This is a genomic window from Curtobacterium sp. L3-7 (assembly GCF_048756585.1).
GTDB lineage: Bacteria > Actinomycetota > Actinomycetes > Actinomycetales > Microbacteriaceae > Curtobacterium.
In genome coordinates, this window is record NZ_CP151474.1 from 3784386 (window position 1) to 3799744 (window position 15359).

Annotated in this window: 13 protein-coding genes; 9 read left to right on the forward strand and 4 right to left on the reverse strand. The window is 71.4% G+C overall.

Features of this window, described 5'->3' with window-relative positions; genetic code table 11:
- The first annotated feature begins 19 nt into the window (after nt 1–19).
- Nucleotides 20–643 carry an LppP/LprE family lipoprotein gene (locus AAEP80_RS18120; protein WP_420365409.1) on the forward strand — a complete coding sequence of 208 codons (624 nt, stop codon included), beginning with the start codon at nt 20–22 and terminating at the stop codon, nt 641–643.
- Nucleotides 644–672: 29 nt separating this feature from the next.
- Here the strand turns inward: AAEP80_RS18120 and AAEP80_RS18125 are convergent, their stop codons facing one another.
- The 3 genes from AAEP80_RS18125 to AAEP80_RS18135 are packed head-to-tail and all read right to left on the reverse strand — an operon-like array spanning nt 673 to nt 3486.
- Entirely contained in the window at nt 673–1701 is a 1029-nt protein-coding gene (locus tag AAEP80_RS18125; RefSeq protein ID WP_420365410.1) for a DUF2891 family protein, read from the reverse strand.
- Nucleotides 1688–2776, reverse strand: coding sequence for a DUF979 domain-containing protein (locus tag AAEP80_RS18130; RefSeq protein WP_420365411.1), 1089 nt, complete (start codon nt 2774–2776; stop codon nt 1688–1690). Before AAEP80_RS18130 ends, AAEP80_RS18125 begins: the two co-directional genes overlap by 14 nt.
- Nucleotides 2773–3486, reverse strand: coding sequence for a DUF969 domain-containing protein (locus AAEP80_RS18135; RefSeq protein WP_281265660.1), 714 nt, complete (start codon nt 3484–3486; stop codon nt 2773–2775). The genes AAEP80_RS18130 and AAEP80_RS18135 overlap by 4 nt, the downstream gene beginning before the upstream one ends.
- A gap of 108 nt (nt 3487–3594) precedes the next feature.
- Between AAEP80_RS18135 and AAEP80_RS18140 the strand changes: the two genes are divergently transcribed.
- Nucleotides 3595–4263 (forward strand): GntR family transcriptional regulator, encoded by a 669-nt coding sequence (locus AAEP80_RS18140; protein WP_420365412.1) that lies wholly within the window; start codon nt 3595–3597, stop codon nt 4261–4263.
- Here AAEP80_RS18140 and AAEP80_RS18145 read toward each other — a convergent pair.
- Nucleotides 4235–4894: an SDR family oxidoreductase gene (locus tag AAEP80_RS18145; protein ID WP_420365413.1), complete on the reverse strand. Its 660-nt coding sequence runs from the start codon at nt 4892–4894 to the stop codon at nt 4235–4237. The genes AAEP80_RS18140 and AAEP80_RS18145 overlap by 29 nt on opposite strands.
- 137 nt (nt 4895–5031) lie before the next feature.
- Here AAEP80_RS18145 and AAEP80_RS18150 point away from each other — a divergent pair, with 137 nt between their 5' ends.
- From AAEP80_RS18150 to AAEP80_RS18180, 7 genes are all read left to right on the forward strand, one after another.
- Entirely contained in the window at nt 5032–5610 is a 579-nt protein-coding gene (locus AAEP80_RS18150; protein ID WP_413601091.1) for a TetR/AcrR family transcriptional regulator, read from the forward strand.
- Between the two features lie 139 nt (nt 5611–5749).
- On the forward strand, nt 5750–8227 hold the full coding sequence (locus tag AAEP80_RS18155) for a polysaccharide lyase 8 family protein (protein WP_420365414.1): 2478 nt from the start codon (nt 5750–5752) through the stop codon (nt 8225–8227).
- 117 nt (nt 8228–8344) lie between these two features.
- Nucleotides 8345–9397, forward strand: coding sequence for a LacI family DNA-binding transcriptional regulator (locus tag AAEP80_RS18160; RefSeq protein ID WP_420365415.1), 1053 nt, complete (start codon nt 8345–8347; stop codon nt 9395–9397).
- Nucleotides 9398–9504: 107 nt separating this feature from the next.
- Complete coding sequence (locus tag AAEP80_RS18165; RefSeq protein ID WP_420365416.1) at nt 9505–11178, forward strand: FAD-dependent oxidoreductase; 1674 nt, start codon at nt 9505–9507, stop codon at nt 11176–11178.
- A 31-nt stretch (nt 11179–11209) separates the two neighbouring features.
- The gene (locus tag AAEP80_RS18170) at nt 11210–13351 is read left to right on the forward strand and encodes a hydantoinase/oxoprolinase family protein (protein WP_420365417.1); all 2142 of its coding nucleotides are present in this window, start codon (nt 11210–11212) and stop codon (nt 13349–13351) included.
- Entirely contained in the window at nt 13348–14004 is a 657-nt protein-coding gene (locus AAEP80_RS18175) for a hypothetical protein (protein WP_420365418.1), read from the forward strand. The genes AAEP80_RS18170 and AAEP80_RS18175 overlap by 4 nt, the downstream gene beginning before the upstream one ends.
- Before the next feature lie 3 nt (nt 14005–14007).
- Nucleotides 14008–15300: a hypothetical protein gene (locus AAEP80_RS18180; RefSeq protein ID WP_281265669.1), complete on the forward strand. Its 1293-nt coding sequence runs from the start codon at nt 14008–14010 to the stop codon at nt 15298–15300.
- Nucleotides 15301–15359 lie beyond the last annotated feature (59 nt).

Here is a 15359-nt window from a genome sequence, read left to right on the forward strand (position 1 = left end):
GGACGCGCACCGTGGACACATGCGCACCATCCGGATCGGTCTCAGTCTCCTCGCCGCCACCGCAACCCTGGCGGCACTCTCCGCCTGCTCGGGCACCGGCACCCCGACAGCGTCCCCGACCGCCACGTCGACCGCCGACGCCACGACCACGACCGCCACGCAGCACGCGACTCCCCCGACGTCCCCGTCGCCGTCGCCGTCGGCAACGGGAACGGCACAGGGGTCGTGCGGGACAGAGTCCGCTGCGACGGCCGTGCAGCAGGCGGTCGCGACCCTGCCCCGCCCGGTCCCGAACCTGCCGGACGCGACGTGGGACGCATCGCACGCGGACACCTCCGGGTACGACCCGTGCGCCGCGCTCGCGTGGTCCGTCGTCTCGGTGGCCGACGGGACGCCGAGCTCCCCGAACGCCATCCTGCTGTTCCACGACGGCAAGTACCTCGGCACCGCCACCAAGGTGCAGTACCCGTTCGAGCCGACGGTCACCCGGAAGTCCGAGACCTCGATCGCGGTCACCTACCGGTATGCGAAGCAGACGGACGCGAACGCGAACCCGTCGGGCACCGCGGACGCCACCTTCACGTGGGACACCGCAGCCGGCAAGGTCGAGATGGCGGGTGCGGTTCCTCCGGCGTCGTCGTGACCCCGTCGGGACGCACGCCGCCCGGGTCGTCAGCGGGCCGCGTGCTCCCGCGCTTCCATGGCGTCCCAGGCGAAGCTCGCGAGCCAGTGGGTGGAGTAGTACTCCTCGCCGACGCTTGCGGCCAACCCCGACGCGAGGAGCCGATCCGCCGCGTCGTCGAGCACCGCAGCGAGCGGCTCGCCGTCACCCAACGTGTCTGCGATGCGACGGGCCGATCCGGCACGCGACAGGTCGAGCCCGAACAGGTGCACCTGCTGCGGGTCGTTCTCGTCGCGGACGGTCGTCGGGGTGAGGATCGCGTCGCCCGGCTGCACCTCGGACAGGAACGCACGGGCCCACGGCGCGAACTCCGCCGCCGGCAGCACCGCACGCATGAGGTCCGCCTCGGCCATTCCCGCGGACAGGAAGTCGTGCCCGCTGCGCTCCCAGGCGAACGGCCACCCGGCGTCGTCGCCGAACCACTCCCGCGCAGCGCGCTCGCACGTCGCCGCGAGTTCGTCGCGCCCGAGGGACCGTGCCGCCTCCAGCACGAGCAGCAGCCCGAACGCGGAGTTCGCGTGCACGCCGTGGCGCACCGGGTGGGCAGCACCGTCGACCCAGTTCGTGACGAGCTCCTCGACGACGTCGACCAGCGGGACGAACCCGGGCGCGAGGGACCGGATCGCTGGGACCTCTGATGCGCCGATCTCTGCGGCGAGCCGCATCAGCCAGGCCCATCCGTACGGGCGCTCGTAGTGTGGCGTCCCGCGGAGGTACGCCGCTTCCGTCGCGAGGTGATCCGCGCCGAGGTGGGCCTGCAGGACGGAGGTGAGCCGTGCCTCCAGTCCGGCCGGCAGGCCGAACGCGACCAGGCGCGCGGCGAGCCAGTGCATGTGCACGGACGAGTGCCAGTCGTACGACGTGGCGAAGGCGGGGTGCAGCTCGACGGGCAGTGCCCGGTCGTCCGGACCGGACGTCGTGTGGTGCGCCGCGTAGGGGTACTCACGGGTGGTGTTCTCCACGGCGACGGCCGCGAAGCGGTCGGCCCAGGCGGCGCGGACCAGATCAGAATGCGACAAGGTACATGACTCCCATGTTGACGATGAGCAGGATGGCGGCGGTCGGGATCTGTGCCTTGATCGGCCCGTACTTGTCCCGCATCTCGAGCAGGGCAGCGGGGACGAGGTTGAAGTTCGCGGCCATCGGGGTGACGAGGGTGCCGCAGAAGCCGGCGAGCATGCCGATCGCGAAGATCGCGGCCGGGTTGCCGTCGAAGCCCTGCACGAGCACCGGCCAACCGATGGCGGCGGTCATGATCGGGAACGCGGCGAACGCGTTGCCCATGATGATCGTGAACAGCGCCATGCCGAGGCAGTAGACCACCACCGCGGCGATCAGCGAGCCGCCGGGCAGGATCGTCTTGATGATCGTCCCGACGGCGTCGCCGACCCCGGCCTGGGTGAAGACGATGCCGAGCGTGGAGAGCATCTGCGGCAGGAGCGCTGCCCAGCCGATGGCCTGCAGCAGGCGGCCGCCCTCGCGCAACGGCGTCGCGACCTTCGGCGGTCGCAGGATGAACACCGCGACGACGACCGCCAGCACCGACCCGATGCCGAGTCCGGTCAGGGTCGCGCTGCCCTCGGCGAGGAGCGGCTTTCCCCCGATCGACACGAGGGGGCCGAGCGTCGCGACGAGCACCGCCACGACCGGCACGACCAGCGCCGGCACGAAGAGCCGGTTGCCGTACCGCGCGGCGAGGGTCGCGCGTTCCGCCGAGCTGGTGGTGGCGAGCACGCCCGTCGCGCTGCTCGGGCGAACGGTCACGCCGGTGGGTTCCGCGGGTCCCGTCTCCGCCCCCGCACCCGCTCCGGGAACGGTCGCGACCCGGGTGCGGCTCGGCCGGCCGCCTCGCGCCGTGGTGCCGGTGAAGCCGAGGCCGGCGAGCGCGACCATCACGAGGACCGCGATCCCCAGCACCCACGCCGGCGCCGTCTTCGCCGTGACGAACGTGCCGTAGAAGAACGACAGGCCGAGGACGCCCCAGAAGCCGGCGTTGCCGAGACGCTTGGCGTGCGTGGTGTCCGTCACGATCAGGACCGCGACGGCGATGAAGAAGGCCCCGATGAGCCAGTAGAGCCATTCGCTGGTGATCACGCGGTCGCTCCGATGCTCGCCGAGGTGTCCGAGTTCCGCATGTCCGCGGCCATCCGGTCGAGCTTCCGGTCGAACAGCAGCAGCCGTGTGCCGTGCACCAGGAGCGCGGCGATGCCCGTCGGGATCGCCCACAGCGCCAGGTCGATCGGCTCGAGCGACAGCCCGTACGTCGCGTCGACGAAGGTCGTGATGAGCAGGATGGAACCGACCGCGACGAAGACGTCCTCGCCGAAGAACACCCCGACGGTGTCCGAGGACGCCGAGTAGCCCTTGATCTTCTCGCGCATCCGCTCGTCGATCCGGCCGTACTTCTTCGTCGCCGCGCCTTCTGCCATCGGGTGCACGAGCGGACGGACGGTCTGTGCCGGACCGCCGATGCTCGTCAGGCCGACGGCCGCGGTGATCTGCCGGACCGCCAGGTAGCCCGCCAGGATCCGGCCGGTCGTGAGCTTGTCGAGCTTCGCGATGAGGCGCTTGGCCTGGTCCTGCAGGCCGTAGCGCTCGATCAGGCCGATCACCGGCAGGACCAACGCGAAGGTGGTGACGGACCGGCTGGAGGCGAACCCGTTGCCGAACGCGTCGAGGATGCCGACGGGACCGATCCCGCCGATGGCCGCGGTGACGATGCCCGCGACGGTCACGACGAGCAGCGCGTTGACACGCAACGCGAACCCGACGATGACGACGGCGACGCCGATGAGGACGAACATGCGGGACAGTCTGGACGGAATTGTTCAACAATCGCAAGACCCTGTCGAGATCTGTAACACCACGGTCACACGCCTGACCTGTGGAGGGATCGTGCCAGGATCGTCGGCATGACCCGAACCGTCGGCAGCGCCGAGTCCGTCGCCGGCCGGCTCCGTTCCGCCATCGCCGCCGGGGAGTTCTCCCCCGGCGCGCAGCTGTCCGAGGAACGGCTGAGCGAGCAGCTCGGGGTCTCGCGGAACACCCTGCGCGAGGCGTTCCGGCTCCTCGCGAGGGATCGTCTCGTGGAGCACGTGTTCAACCGCGGGGTGTTCGTCCGCCGACTCTCCGCGGACGACGTCTCCGACCTCTACGCCGCCCGACGGGTGCTCGAGGACGCGGCGGTCCGCGCGATCCTGCCGGACTCCCCCGCGCTGGTATCGGCCGCTGACGCCGTCGACGCCGCGCACGCAGCAGCATCAACCGGAGACTGGCGCGCCGTCGGCACCGCGGACATCGCGTTCCACTCGGCGCTCGTCCGGGCCGTGCCGAGCACCCGGGTCCACGCGCTGATGGACTCGTTGCTCGCAGAGATGCGGCTCGCGTTCCTGACGACCGACGACCCCGCGTCGTTCCACGCCGGGTTCGTGGAACGCAACGCCGCGATCGTCGCGGCGCTCCGTGCCGGGGACGCCTCGGCTGCGGCAGCGCTGCTGACCGACTACCTCGACGACGCGGAGCGGACGCTCCGGACGGCCGCGGGTACGGACGTCACCGTGCGGACGGGAGCCACTCGCTGAACCGGGGGCCGACCACCTCGATGTGACGCTCCGGCACCAGGGCGCCCGCACGGAACGCCCGACCGGTCCGTCCGGGGATCCGGAGTGGTACCGGCACGAGCCCGGGAAGGCGCATGGCTCGCGTCATCTCCCACAGCGTCGTGGTCTCGGGACCCGCGACCTCCACGACCGGGGCCGTCCGCGCGCCGACCACGACGTCCGCGATCACCCCGGCGACCGCGTCGAGGGAGACGGGAGCGATCGTCATGCCCGGGACGAGCACGAACGGCCCGAACCGCATCCGCTCGGTGTTCTGCCGCGCGAACTCGAACCACTGCGTCGACCGGAGCACGGTGAGCAGGGGGCTGACCGCGGCTGCCGCCTGCTCCTGCGCCGTCTTGCCCGCGAAGTACCCGTACCCCTGCACCTCGGGTCGCGTGCAGTTGACGATCGAGAGCAGCACGTGCCGCGCGCCGCGTCGGGCGGTCGCGGCACCGATGGCTCGCGTCGACCGGGTGAAGAAGTCCGTCGCACGCCTCCGGCTCGTCGTGAACAGCCCGGTGGCCTCGACGACCACCTCCGCATCCCCCAGGGCAGCGTCGACGTCGTCGCGCACGACGTCGAACCCCGTCGACCGGGACAGCTGCGTCACCGTGCACCCCCGGGCCGCCACCGCATCAGCGATCGCCTTCCCGGAGACGCCTCCTCCGACCACTACCGCACGCATGACGCCGTCCGTTCTCTACACATGTAGAGAACACTACGATGGTAGAGACGGGGAGGGAAGTGATGGGACGACGCGAGGACCTCGCCGACGCCGGGGTGCGGCTGACGGCACGAGGGGGAACCAGGGCACTCACCCACCGGGCGGTGGACGCAGAAGCCGGCGTGCCGTCGGGATCGACGTCCTACTACGCGTCGACACGACGCGAACTCACCGCGCTCGTGGTCGCCCGGATCACGTCGCAACTCGCCGAGGACGTCGTCGCCCTGCAGATCCCCGAGCAGGTCGACGAGGACGCGGTGGTCTCGATCGCGGTGGGGTTCCTCGAGCACCTCACTGCCCGTCATGTCGCACAGTCCGTCCGGCTGGCGTTGCTCCTCGAACTCCGGGACGACGAGGAACTCCGCGCACCCCTCACCGGGGCCGACCCGGTCCGGGCAGCGCTCATCGACACGGCGCGAACCCTGCTGGAGCGGATCGACGTCGTCGCACCGGAGCGGTGCGCCATCGATCTCGTCGGGCTCGTCGACGCACTCCTGCTGTACCGCACGGCCGCCGTGGCCCCCGTGGACGAGGGGTCGATCCTCCGAGCGTACGTCGCCGGGCTCCCGCGACGTGCGGCACGAGGACACCGGACGCACTGATCGCCGCGCCGACGACGCGGTCATCTTGATGAGCAGGAGTAATAGGTATGAGCACCTTGACCGGAGCACATCGAGGCGTCGATCATCGGGTCCGTGACGGGCAACGCCGCCCGCCACGGAACGATCCCCGGAGGACGCAATGCCTGCACGATCCACCTCGTTCGGTCTCTCCCGCCGGTCCCTGATCGTCGGTGCCTCTGCCGTCGCCGCACTCGCGACCGCCGACACCGTCGTGGGCCCCTGGCGAGCAGCGGCCGCAGCTCCCACGGACTTCGCGCGGTACCGGTCGCAGTGGCTGGGCACGCTGATCGCGGACTACGACGCATCCGACCCCGTCCTCGTCGCCTACGTGCAGGACACCGCCACGGCAGCGAACGTGTTCTGGCACGGCGCGACGCCGCTCGACACCTCGGCGAACCGCACGACGCTCTGGGCCGATCTGGCGAGCCCCACCACCTCGTCGACCGTGACGAGCACCGCCAACCGACTGCGGCAGCTGGCACTGGCGCTGCGCTCCCCCGGCTCGAGCCTTTCCGGCAACACCGCCCTGCGCGCCGACCTCGTCTCGGCGCTCGACTGGTTCCTCGCACACAAGTACGACGCGACGTCGTACTACGACAACTGGTGGGACTGGCAGATCGGGACCCCACTGGCGCTGAACGACTTCGTCGTGCTCATGTACGACGACCTGTCCGCCGCGCAGATCAGCACGGCGATGGCCGCGATCGAGCACTACGAACCCGACCCGAAGGTCACCGGCGGCGCGACCTCGACCGGCGCGAACCGCAACTGGGCCTGCGCGGTGACGATGCTGCGCGGCGCGATCAGCGGCGACCAGGCGGTCATCGACGGTGCACGACAGGACCTCGAGACGATCTTCCCGTACGCGACGTCGGGCGACGGGATGTACACGGACGGCGGCTTCGTCCAGCACGTGACGTACGCGTACACCGCGGGGTACGGCCTGTCCCTGCTGCAGGTCCTCAGTTCGATGATGGTCGCGTCGCTCGGCACCCCGTGGACGTTCTCGACCGCACAGGTCGCCGAGGTGTTCGACTGGACGCAGGACAACTTCGCCCCGTGGGTCTACGGCGGCGGCTTCATGGACATGAACCACGGTCGCGGGATCTCCCGGTTCTACGAGACCGACCGCCGGCAGGGCAGGCTCGTTCTCGGCGTCCTGCTCCAGCTCGCCGCCGTGTTCCCCACGACGGGAGCACAGCAGCTCCGGTCCCAGGTCAAGGGGTGGCTCACGGCCTACGACTCGTACACGTTCGCCGGGAGCACGCCGGGGGAACGCCAGCCGGGGTTCTTCACGTACGACCCCGTACCGATCCAGCAGGTCCTGCTCACGTCGGTGGTCCTCGGGCGCGCGCTGATGGCCGACACGGCTGTGCCGGTCGGCGACGAGTCGACCAGGACCGTCGTCGCGACCTCGATGGCACGAGCGGTGCACCGCCGACCGGGGTTCGCGATGGGGTTCGCGATGGAGACCACCGCGATCAAGCCGTACGAGTGCGCGAACGGCGAGAACCGGATGGGCTGGTACCAGGGCGAGGGCGCGGTCTACCTGTACCTGCCGAACCAGCTCGGGCACTGGGCGAACGAGTGGTGGCCCACCGCGGACAAGACCCGCATCCCCGGGACGACGGTCGTCCAGAAGACCCCGACCGTCGGCGTCGGCGTCCGCTCCACCGTCGCGAACACCTGGGCCGGCGGCGCGGTGCTCGACGGCGACGCGGCGATCGGCATGGGCCTGTCGTTCAAGACGCAGCCGCTCCGTGCGCGGAAGTCGTGGTTCTGCATCGGCGACGCGGTCGTCTGCCTCGGCGCGGGGATCACGAGCAGCGACGGCAACGTCGTCCAGACGATCGTCGAACAGCGCAACGTCGGACCGTCCGGGCGCACCGCGCCGATCATCGACGGCGCGACCTTCGACACCGTCCGGAGCGCCCCGACCGCGTTCACACCGAAGTGGGCGTACATCCCGAGCACCTGCGGGTACCTCTTCCCGCAGGACGGCACCACGGTGCAGGTCGTGCGTGAGGACCGCACCGGCAAGTGGACGGACATGGACGACCGTGGCACGTACGAGGACGGCACGACGTACTCGCGGCGGTTCATCGGGTTCTGGATCGACCACGGCACCGACCCGACGGACGCCCAGTACGCGTACATCCAGCTCCCCGGCGCGACCCAGGCGCAGGTCGCCGGGGCCGCAGCCACGATGGCCGACGTGACCATCGCCGCGAACACCGACGACGTGCAGGCCGTCACCAGGAAGACCGGCGCGGCCACGAGCACCGACCACGTCACGATGGCGAACTTCTGGAAGGCCGCCACGCCACCGAAGGCCGCCGGCATCCAGGTCGACCAGCGGGCGTCCGTGGTGCTCAGCCGACAGGGCGACCAGCTGTCCGTCGCCGTCAGTGACCCGACCCAGCGCGTCACCGGCGAGGTCGTCGTCACACTCGACAGCGCCGTGCTCGAGCGCGACCCGGCGGATCCGGGCGACACCGAGGTCCGCGTGGTCTCGACGAGCCCGCGGCTGCAGATCGCGATCCCGGTCGGCGGCGCAGCGGGGAGGTCGTTCGTGGCCCGGTTCCGGACCTCCTGAACCGGCGGGGAGATCATTTTCAAGATATTTCGCTGCTCATACGTATGAACGGGTGATATCGCGTACGGTCATCCGTATTACCTCATCGACGAGGTCGACAGCCCCGGAGCAGACCCCATGCCAGCACCCCACGCACGCGTCACACAGCGCATGATCGCCGACATCGCCGGCGTGAGTCAGTCCACCGTGTCGCTCGTGCTGAACGGCAAGGCGGACGAGACCCGTCGGATCCCGGCGGCGACCCGGGACCGCGTGCTCGACGTCATCCGCGAGACCACCTACGTCGCGAACCCGGTCGCACGGAGCCTCGTCGGCGCGACGAACGACCTCATCGGCGTCTTCACGTACGAGCCGGCGTTCCCGAACCGCTCGTCGGACTTCTACACGCCGTTGCTCACCGGCATCGAGAGCGCCGCCGAACACGTCAGGGCCGACCTGCTCGTGTTCACGAGCACCCCCGTCGTGAACGGCAGGCGGCGGCTGTTCCACGAGTCGAACCGCCTGCGGCTCGCGGACGGCTGCATCCTGCTCGGCCGCGAGATGGACGCCGACGAGCTCGAACGGCTGCTGGACACGGACTACCCGTTCGTGGCCATCGGCCGTCGCGACGCCGCCGGTGGCCGGGTGCCCTACATCGGTGTCGACTACGCGGCCGCGACGCAGGCGCTCGTCCGGCGTGCGCTCGACCTCGGGCACGCCCGGTTCGGCCTGCTGCGCCTGCCACTCGGCGCCGAGTCGTCCCGCGACCGGCGTGCCGGCATCGTCGACGCCCTCTCCGGAGCCGGGCTCGACACGGCGGACGCACTTGTGGAGACCGCCGTGACCGATCACCGGACGGTGGCCGACGCGTGGGAGGCGATCCGAGCCTCCCGTCCGACCGTCGTCCTCGTCGAGGACCCGGATGACGGCGAGGAGCTGCTCGAACTGCTCGCCGACGACGTCCCTGCCAGGGTGTCGGTCGTCGTGCTCGGTGAGCACACCCGTCACCGCGACCGCGGGACGGACGTCACGCGGCTCAGCGCGCCACGGACCGAACTCGGTGCCCGCGCCGTCGCCGCGCTCACCGAGCGCATCGCCGCCGTCCAACGCGGCGATGCCCCGGATCCGGTGCAGGAGCTCCTCGCCTGCACACTCGTCGCCGGCACCACACTCGGCCCGCCGCCGCGCTGAGCCGAACGCGCCCGACCGCACGCCGACGCGGCCGCCCGCGCGCACCCGATCCCGTCCGACCCCGCTCACTCCCCGAACCGCCCCGATCCGTCAGGAGTCGCTCCACCATGCCCGGAACCACCCCAACACCGGCCCCGACCGTCGGTGCCACCACGGACGCCGTCACGACCGACGTCGTCGTCATCGGCGGCGGCCTCGGCGGCGTCGCTGCCGCACTCGCCGTCTGCCGGGCGGGTCGACGCGCCGTCCTCACCGAGGAGACGGACTGGCTCGGCGGACAGCTGACCAGCCAGGCCGTGCCGCCGGACGAGCACCCGTGGGTCGAGCAGTTCGGCGTCACCCGGAGCTACCGCGCCCTGCGCGACGGCATCCGCGACCACTACCGCCGGGCGTACCCGCTCCGCGCCGAGGCAGCCGCGCTCACCGACCTGAACCCCGGTGCCGGCCGCGTGAGCAAGCTCTGCCACGAACCGCGCGTCGCACTCGCGGTGATCGAGGAGATGCTCCAGCCGTACCGCACCGCCGGACTCCTGACGGTCCTGCTCGAGCACCGACCCGTCGCCGCGACGACCGACGGGGCCCGGGTCACGAGCGTCACCGTCGAACGGACCGACGGCCGCCGGACCGAGCTCCGTGGCGCGTTCGTCCTCGACGCGACCGAGACCGGCGACGTCCTGCCGCTCGCCGGCGTCGAGCACGTCGTCGGCGCCGAGTCGCGCGACGAGCACGGCGAGCCGCACGCACCGGAGGTCGCCGACCCCGCGAACCAGCAGGGCATCACGTTCTGCTTCGCCGTGTCGCACCACGAGGGCGAGGACCACACCATCGAGCGCCCCGAGATGTACGACTTCTGGCGCTCGTACCAGCCGGACTTCTGGCCGGCGCCGCTCATCGGGTTCCTCGCACCGGACCCGCGCACGCTCGAGGCACACCCGCGCACCTTCGAGCCGAACCCCGACACCGACCCCCTCGCCGTCAGCGCCGACCAGAGTGCCGACGCCGGCGACAAGGAGCTGTGGGGCTTCCGGCGGATCGTCGCGCGGAAGCTGTTCGCGGACGGGGCGTTCGAGTCCGACATCTGCCTCGTCAACTGGCCGCTCAACGACTACTGGCTGAAGCCCGTGATCGGGACCTCCGGGGACGCCGGAGCCGACGCGGAGACCACCAGGCAGGCGCTGTACGAAGCACGGCAGCTCTCGCTCTCGGTCCTGTACTGGTTGCAGACCGAGGCACCCCGGCCCGATGGCGGAGCAGGCTTCCCCGGTCTCCGACTGCGCGGCGACGTCACCGGCAGCGAGGACGGTCTCGCCAAGGCCGCCTACATCCGCGAGTCCCGCCGGATCCGTGCGGTGACCACGATCGTCGAGCAAGACGTCTCCGCCGAGGTCGTCGGCGTGACCGGCCGGACGCGCTACCGCGACTCGGTCGGCGTCGGCAGCTACCGGCTCGACCTGCACCCGTCCACCGGTGGCGACAACTACGTCGACATCGCGAGCGTCCCGTTCGAGATCCCGCTCGGCGCGCTCGTCCCGCAGCGTGTGACGAACCTGCTGCCTGCCGGCAAGGACATCGGCACCACCCACATCACCAACGGCTGCTACCGGCTGCACCCCGTCGAGTGGAACGTCGGCGAGGTCGCCGGCGCACTCGCGGCCCACTGCATCGCGACCGGCTCCACCCCCCAGTCCGTCCAGGCCGACGACGACCGCTTCGCCGCCTTCGCCGCCGGTCTCGACCGCGACGGCGTCGAGCGGCGCTGGCCAGCGGTCCAGGGCTACTGACGCTCCACCTCACCCGAAAGGTCACAACGACGTGAAACCCAACGCACTGCGCATCGGCATCGACGTCGGTGGCACGTTCACCGACGCGGTCGCCATCGACGCCCCCACCCTGCAGCTCATCGGGCAGGCCAAGGTCCCGACCAGCCACGACCACCCCGACGGCGTCGCACACGGCATCGTCGAGGCGCTCCACCAGCTGCTCGAACGGATCGGCCGTTCCGCCGAGGACGTCGTGTTCCTGGCGCACGGCACCACCCAGGCGACGAACGCCCTGCTCGAGGGCGACGTCGACCCGGTCGGCCTCATCGGCGTCGGGACCGGTCCTGCCGGCTTCTTCGCGAAGCGGCTCCGACGGCTCGCGAAGATCGAGATCGCGGACGGCAAGAAGCTCCCCGTCGCGTACGAGCACGTCCCGCGCGCCGACGACGACCGGCACGTCGACGGTGTCCTCGACCGCTTCGAGCAGGCCGGGATCCGCTCGATCGTCGTCACCGAGCCGTTCTCCGTCGACGACCCCATCGGCGAGGAACACATCACCGCACGAGCGCGCGCCCGCGGCTTCCTCGTCACCGCGACGCACGACATCAGCTCGCTCTACGGCCTGAGCAAGCGGACGCGGACGGCGGTGCTCAACGCGGTCATCCTGCCGCGGATGTTCGCGACCGCCGACCTGGTGCAATCGAGCATCGACGCGGCGGGGATCACCGCCCCGCTGATGGTGATGCGGTGCGACGGCGGCGTGATGTCGCTCGACGAGATGCGGCGGCGGCCGCTGCTCACGGTGCTGTCCGGCCCGGCCGCCGGCGTCGCCGGGGCACTCATGCAGGAGAAGCTCTCCGACGGCGTCTTCCTGGAGACCGGCGGGACCTCGACCGACATCTCGGTCATCCGCCGCGGCAAGGTCGCGGTGCAGTACACCGAGTTCGGCGGCAGCTCCACCTACCTGTCGGCGCTCGACGTCCGCACCGTCGGCGTCGGTGGCGGGTCCATGGTCCGGATCCGGACAGGAGGCTCGGCGCAGGTCACGCACGTCGGCCCACGCAGCGCGCACATCGCGGGACTCCCCTACGCGTGCTTCGCGACGCTCGCCGACCTCGACGGCGCCACGCTGTCCACGGTCGCGCCGGTCGACGGCGACCCGGCCGACCACGCCGTGGTCGACGCGGCCGGTGGCCGCTTCGCGATCACGATGACGTGCGCCGCGAACGCCCTCGGTCTGGTGCCGGACACCGACTACGCGCACGCCGACCAGGCGGTCGCTCGCGCCGCCCTCGCACCGCTCGCGAGCGCGCTCGGCACCGACGTCGACGGTGCCGCACGTGCCGTCCTCGATGCCGGTGTCGCACCGGTCCGTGCCGTCGTCGAGCGCATGGTCGAGGACTACCGGATCCCCGAGGAGACGGTGCAGCTCGTCGGCGGTGGCGGTGGGGCTGCCTCGGTCACGCCGCACACCGGGGAACGAGCGGGCAAGCCGTGGCGGATCGCCGACCACAGCGAGGTGATCAGCCCAATCGGCGTCGCGCTCGCCCTCATCCGCGAGCAGGTCGAGCGGGTGATCCCCGGTGCGACCGACGAGCAGATCCTCGCGGTCCGTCGCGAGGCCGAGCAGGCCGTCATCAAGCAGGGAGCCGCCCCGGCCGAGGTCTCCGTCGACGTCACGGTCGACCCGCAGTCGAACACCGTCCGTGCCGTCGCGACGGGCGCCACCGAGCTCCGCACGCAGGACCGCACGGCACGGCTCACCGAGGACGACCTCCGCGCGGTCGCCGCTGGGAGCCTGGGCGTCGATGCACGAGCGCTGACCGTCCTCGCGGCGACCGACAGCCACGTCGTGTTCGGGTCGCCGGAGGAGCGCCGGTTCCTCCGGAAGCCGAAGCACCCGGTGCGCGTGCTCGACCGCGACGGCGTCATCCGCTTCGCGTCGGGTGACGCGCTGGTGGACCAGACCACGGCGGGTGCCGGTGCCGAGGCGATCCCCCGGCTCATCACCGAGCACACCTCCTACGGTGACGGTGGATCCCGTGCGCCGGCGCTCCAGCTGCTCGTCGGGCCACGGATCGCCGACCTGTCCGGGGTGCTCGACGAGTCGCAGCTCGTGTCGCTCGCGCGCACCGAGGTCGAGGGGCACGACCGGGCGGAGTCGCTCGTGGCCGTGCTCGAGGTCCGGTCGTGACCGTCGTGGCCGAGGCGGCGGCGATGCGCGCGCTCGAGGACCTGGACGACGCCGAGCTCGGCGCGCAGCTGCTCCGTGGCGTGCCGACGAACGAGCTCCGCAGCGACGAGGAACTGCTGCGGCACGCGGCCAGGGCGACGGCGTTCGGCGCGGAGCTGGCCGGTTCGACGGCTGGTTCGACACCGTCCGGTCCGCCGGCCGGCTCGACGGCCGGCTCGACGCCGGCGATCGTCGAGCACGACGGCGGGCTCGACGCCGCGCTGCTCGCGCAGTACGACTCCAGGCACCACCGGATCGACCTGTTCACCGACACGATCGCGTTCTGCGAGCGGCTCGTCGACGAGCTCGGGTGGCGACACCTGTTCCCGGTCGGCTCGGTGCGTGCAGCGGCCGTCGAGCACGAGCGCGCGCACCACCTCGTCACGGCCGACCGCTCCCGTGGCCTCCGTGCGGCGCTCGACCACCAGGTCTTCCGCCTCGGACGCTTCCACCGGCTCGCCTACATCGCCGGCACCGACGAGGTGGCCGCACACGCGTTCGCCGCCAGGAGCCTCGGACTCACCCGGTCCCCGCTCCTCCTCACCCGAGCGGCGACGGCCGCGATCCGGACGCGCAACGATGCGCGCTCCGCTTCGAACCCGAAGGAGAACTGACCAATGGGCATCGCAATCATCGTCATCATGGCGATCGGGGTCGCCCTGATCCTCACCGGCAAACTCCCCACGGCGTTCGCCCTCGTGCTGCTCGCGGTGGCGATCGCGCTCGCGGGTGGTGCCTCGTTCGTCGGCGCCGAGAACAGTGTGCTGACCACCGTGGTCCAGAACGGGGCGATCACGCTCGCGTCCACGATGGTGGCCATCCTGCTGGGCTCGTGGCTCGGCTCGCTGATGCGGGACACCGCGATCGCCTCGACCCTGGTCCGCAAGACCGTCGAGTTCGGCGGTGACCGTCCCGTCGTGATCGCGCTCGGTGTGCTGGTCATCTCGGCACTGTGCGGCGCGGTGACCGGCTCGGCTCCCGCTGCCCTGCTCGCCGGCGTGATCGGCATCCCCGCCATGATCGCCGTGGGTGTCCCGAAGGTCACCGCTGCCGGCACCATCCTGATGGGCATCGGTGCCGGGGTGCCGTTCGAGCTGCCGGTCTGGCAGTTCTTCTCGACCGCGCTGCACCTCCCCATCCCGCAGGTGCGCTCGTTCATGATCCTGCTGTTCCCGTTCGCCGCCGCAGCCGCCGTCGCCTACGTCATCGTCGAGACCCGGCGACGCGGCACCGTGCACGCCTGGTCCCTCGCGGCCCCGGCCGACGGAACCCGCGTCGTCACGAGCCGGCGTCGACGACTCGGTGATGCGCCGTGGTTCGCGCTGCTGACCCCGCTCGTACCGATCGTCCTGGCGCTCGTGCTGCAGGTGCCGATCATCCCGTCGCTCCTCGCGGGCGTGCTGTTCGCCGTCGTCACGACGACCCGACCGGCGCTCTGGGGCACCACGATGCTGCGGTCGCTCTACGACGGGTTCAAGGTCGCCGCTCCGCCGATCACGCTGTTCATCGCGATCGGCATGCTCCTCGCCGCCGTGGGCCTGCCGGGGTCGGTCGCCGCCCTGCGTCCGATCGTCGAGGCCGTCGCGCCGACGAACATCTGGCTGTACGTGATCGTGTTCTCGGTGCTCGTCCCGCTGTGCCTGTACCGCGGCCCGCTCAACATCTTCGGCCTCGGTGCCGGGATCGCCGGCGCGATGACCGCCATCGGCTTCTACTCGCCGATGGCCGTCCTCGGGCTGATGACCTCGTACAACCAGGTGTTCGGTGTCGCGGACCCGACGAGCACCCAGACGGTGTGGGCGTCGCAGTACGCGGGCGTCTCACCGCAGGCAGTGATGCTCCGTGTGCTGCCGTACGTGTGGGTCGTCGCCATCGCCGGCATCATCCTGTCGGCGGTCAAGTACCTCTGACGGCGGCCCGCGGGCGGCGGGCGGCCCCGGCCCCGGCCCCGGCCCCGGCCTCGGCTGGC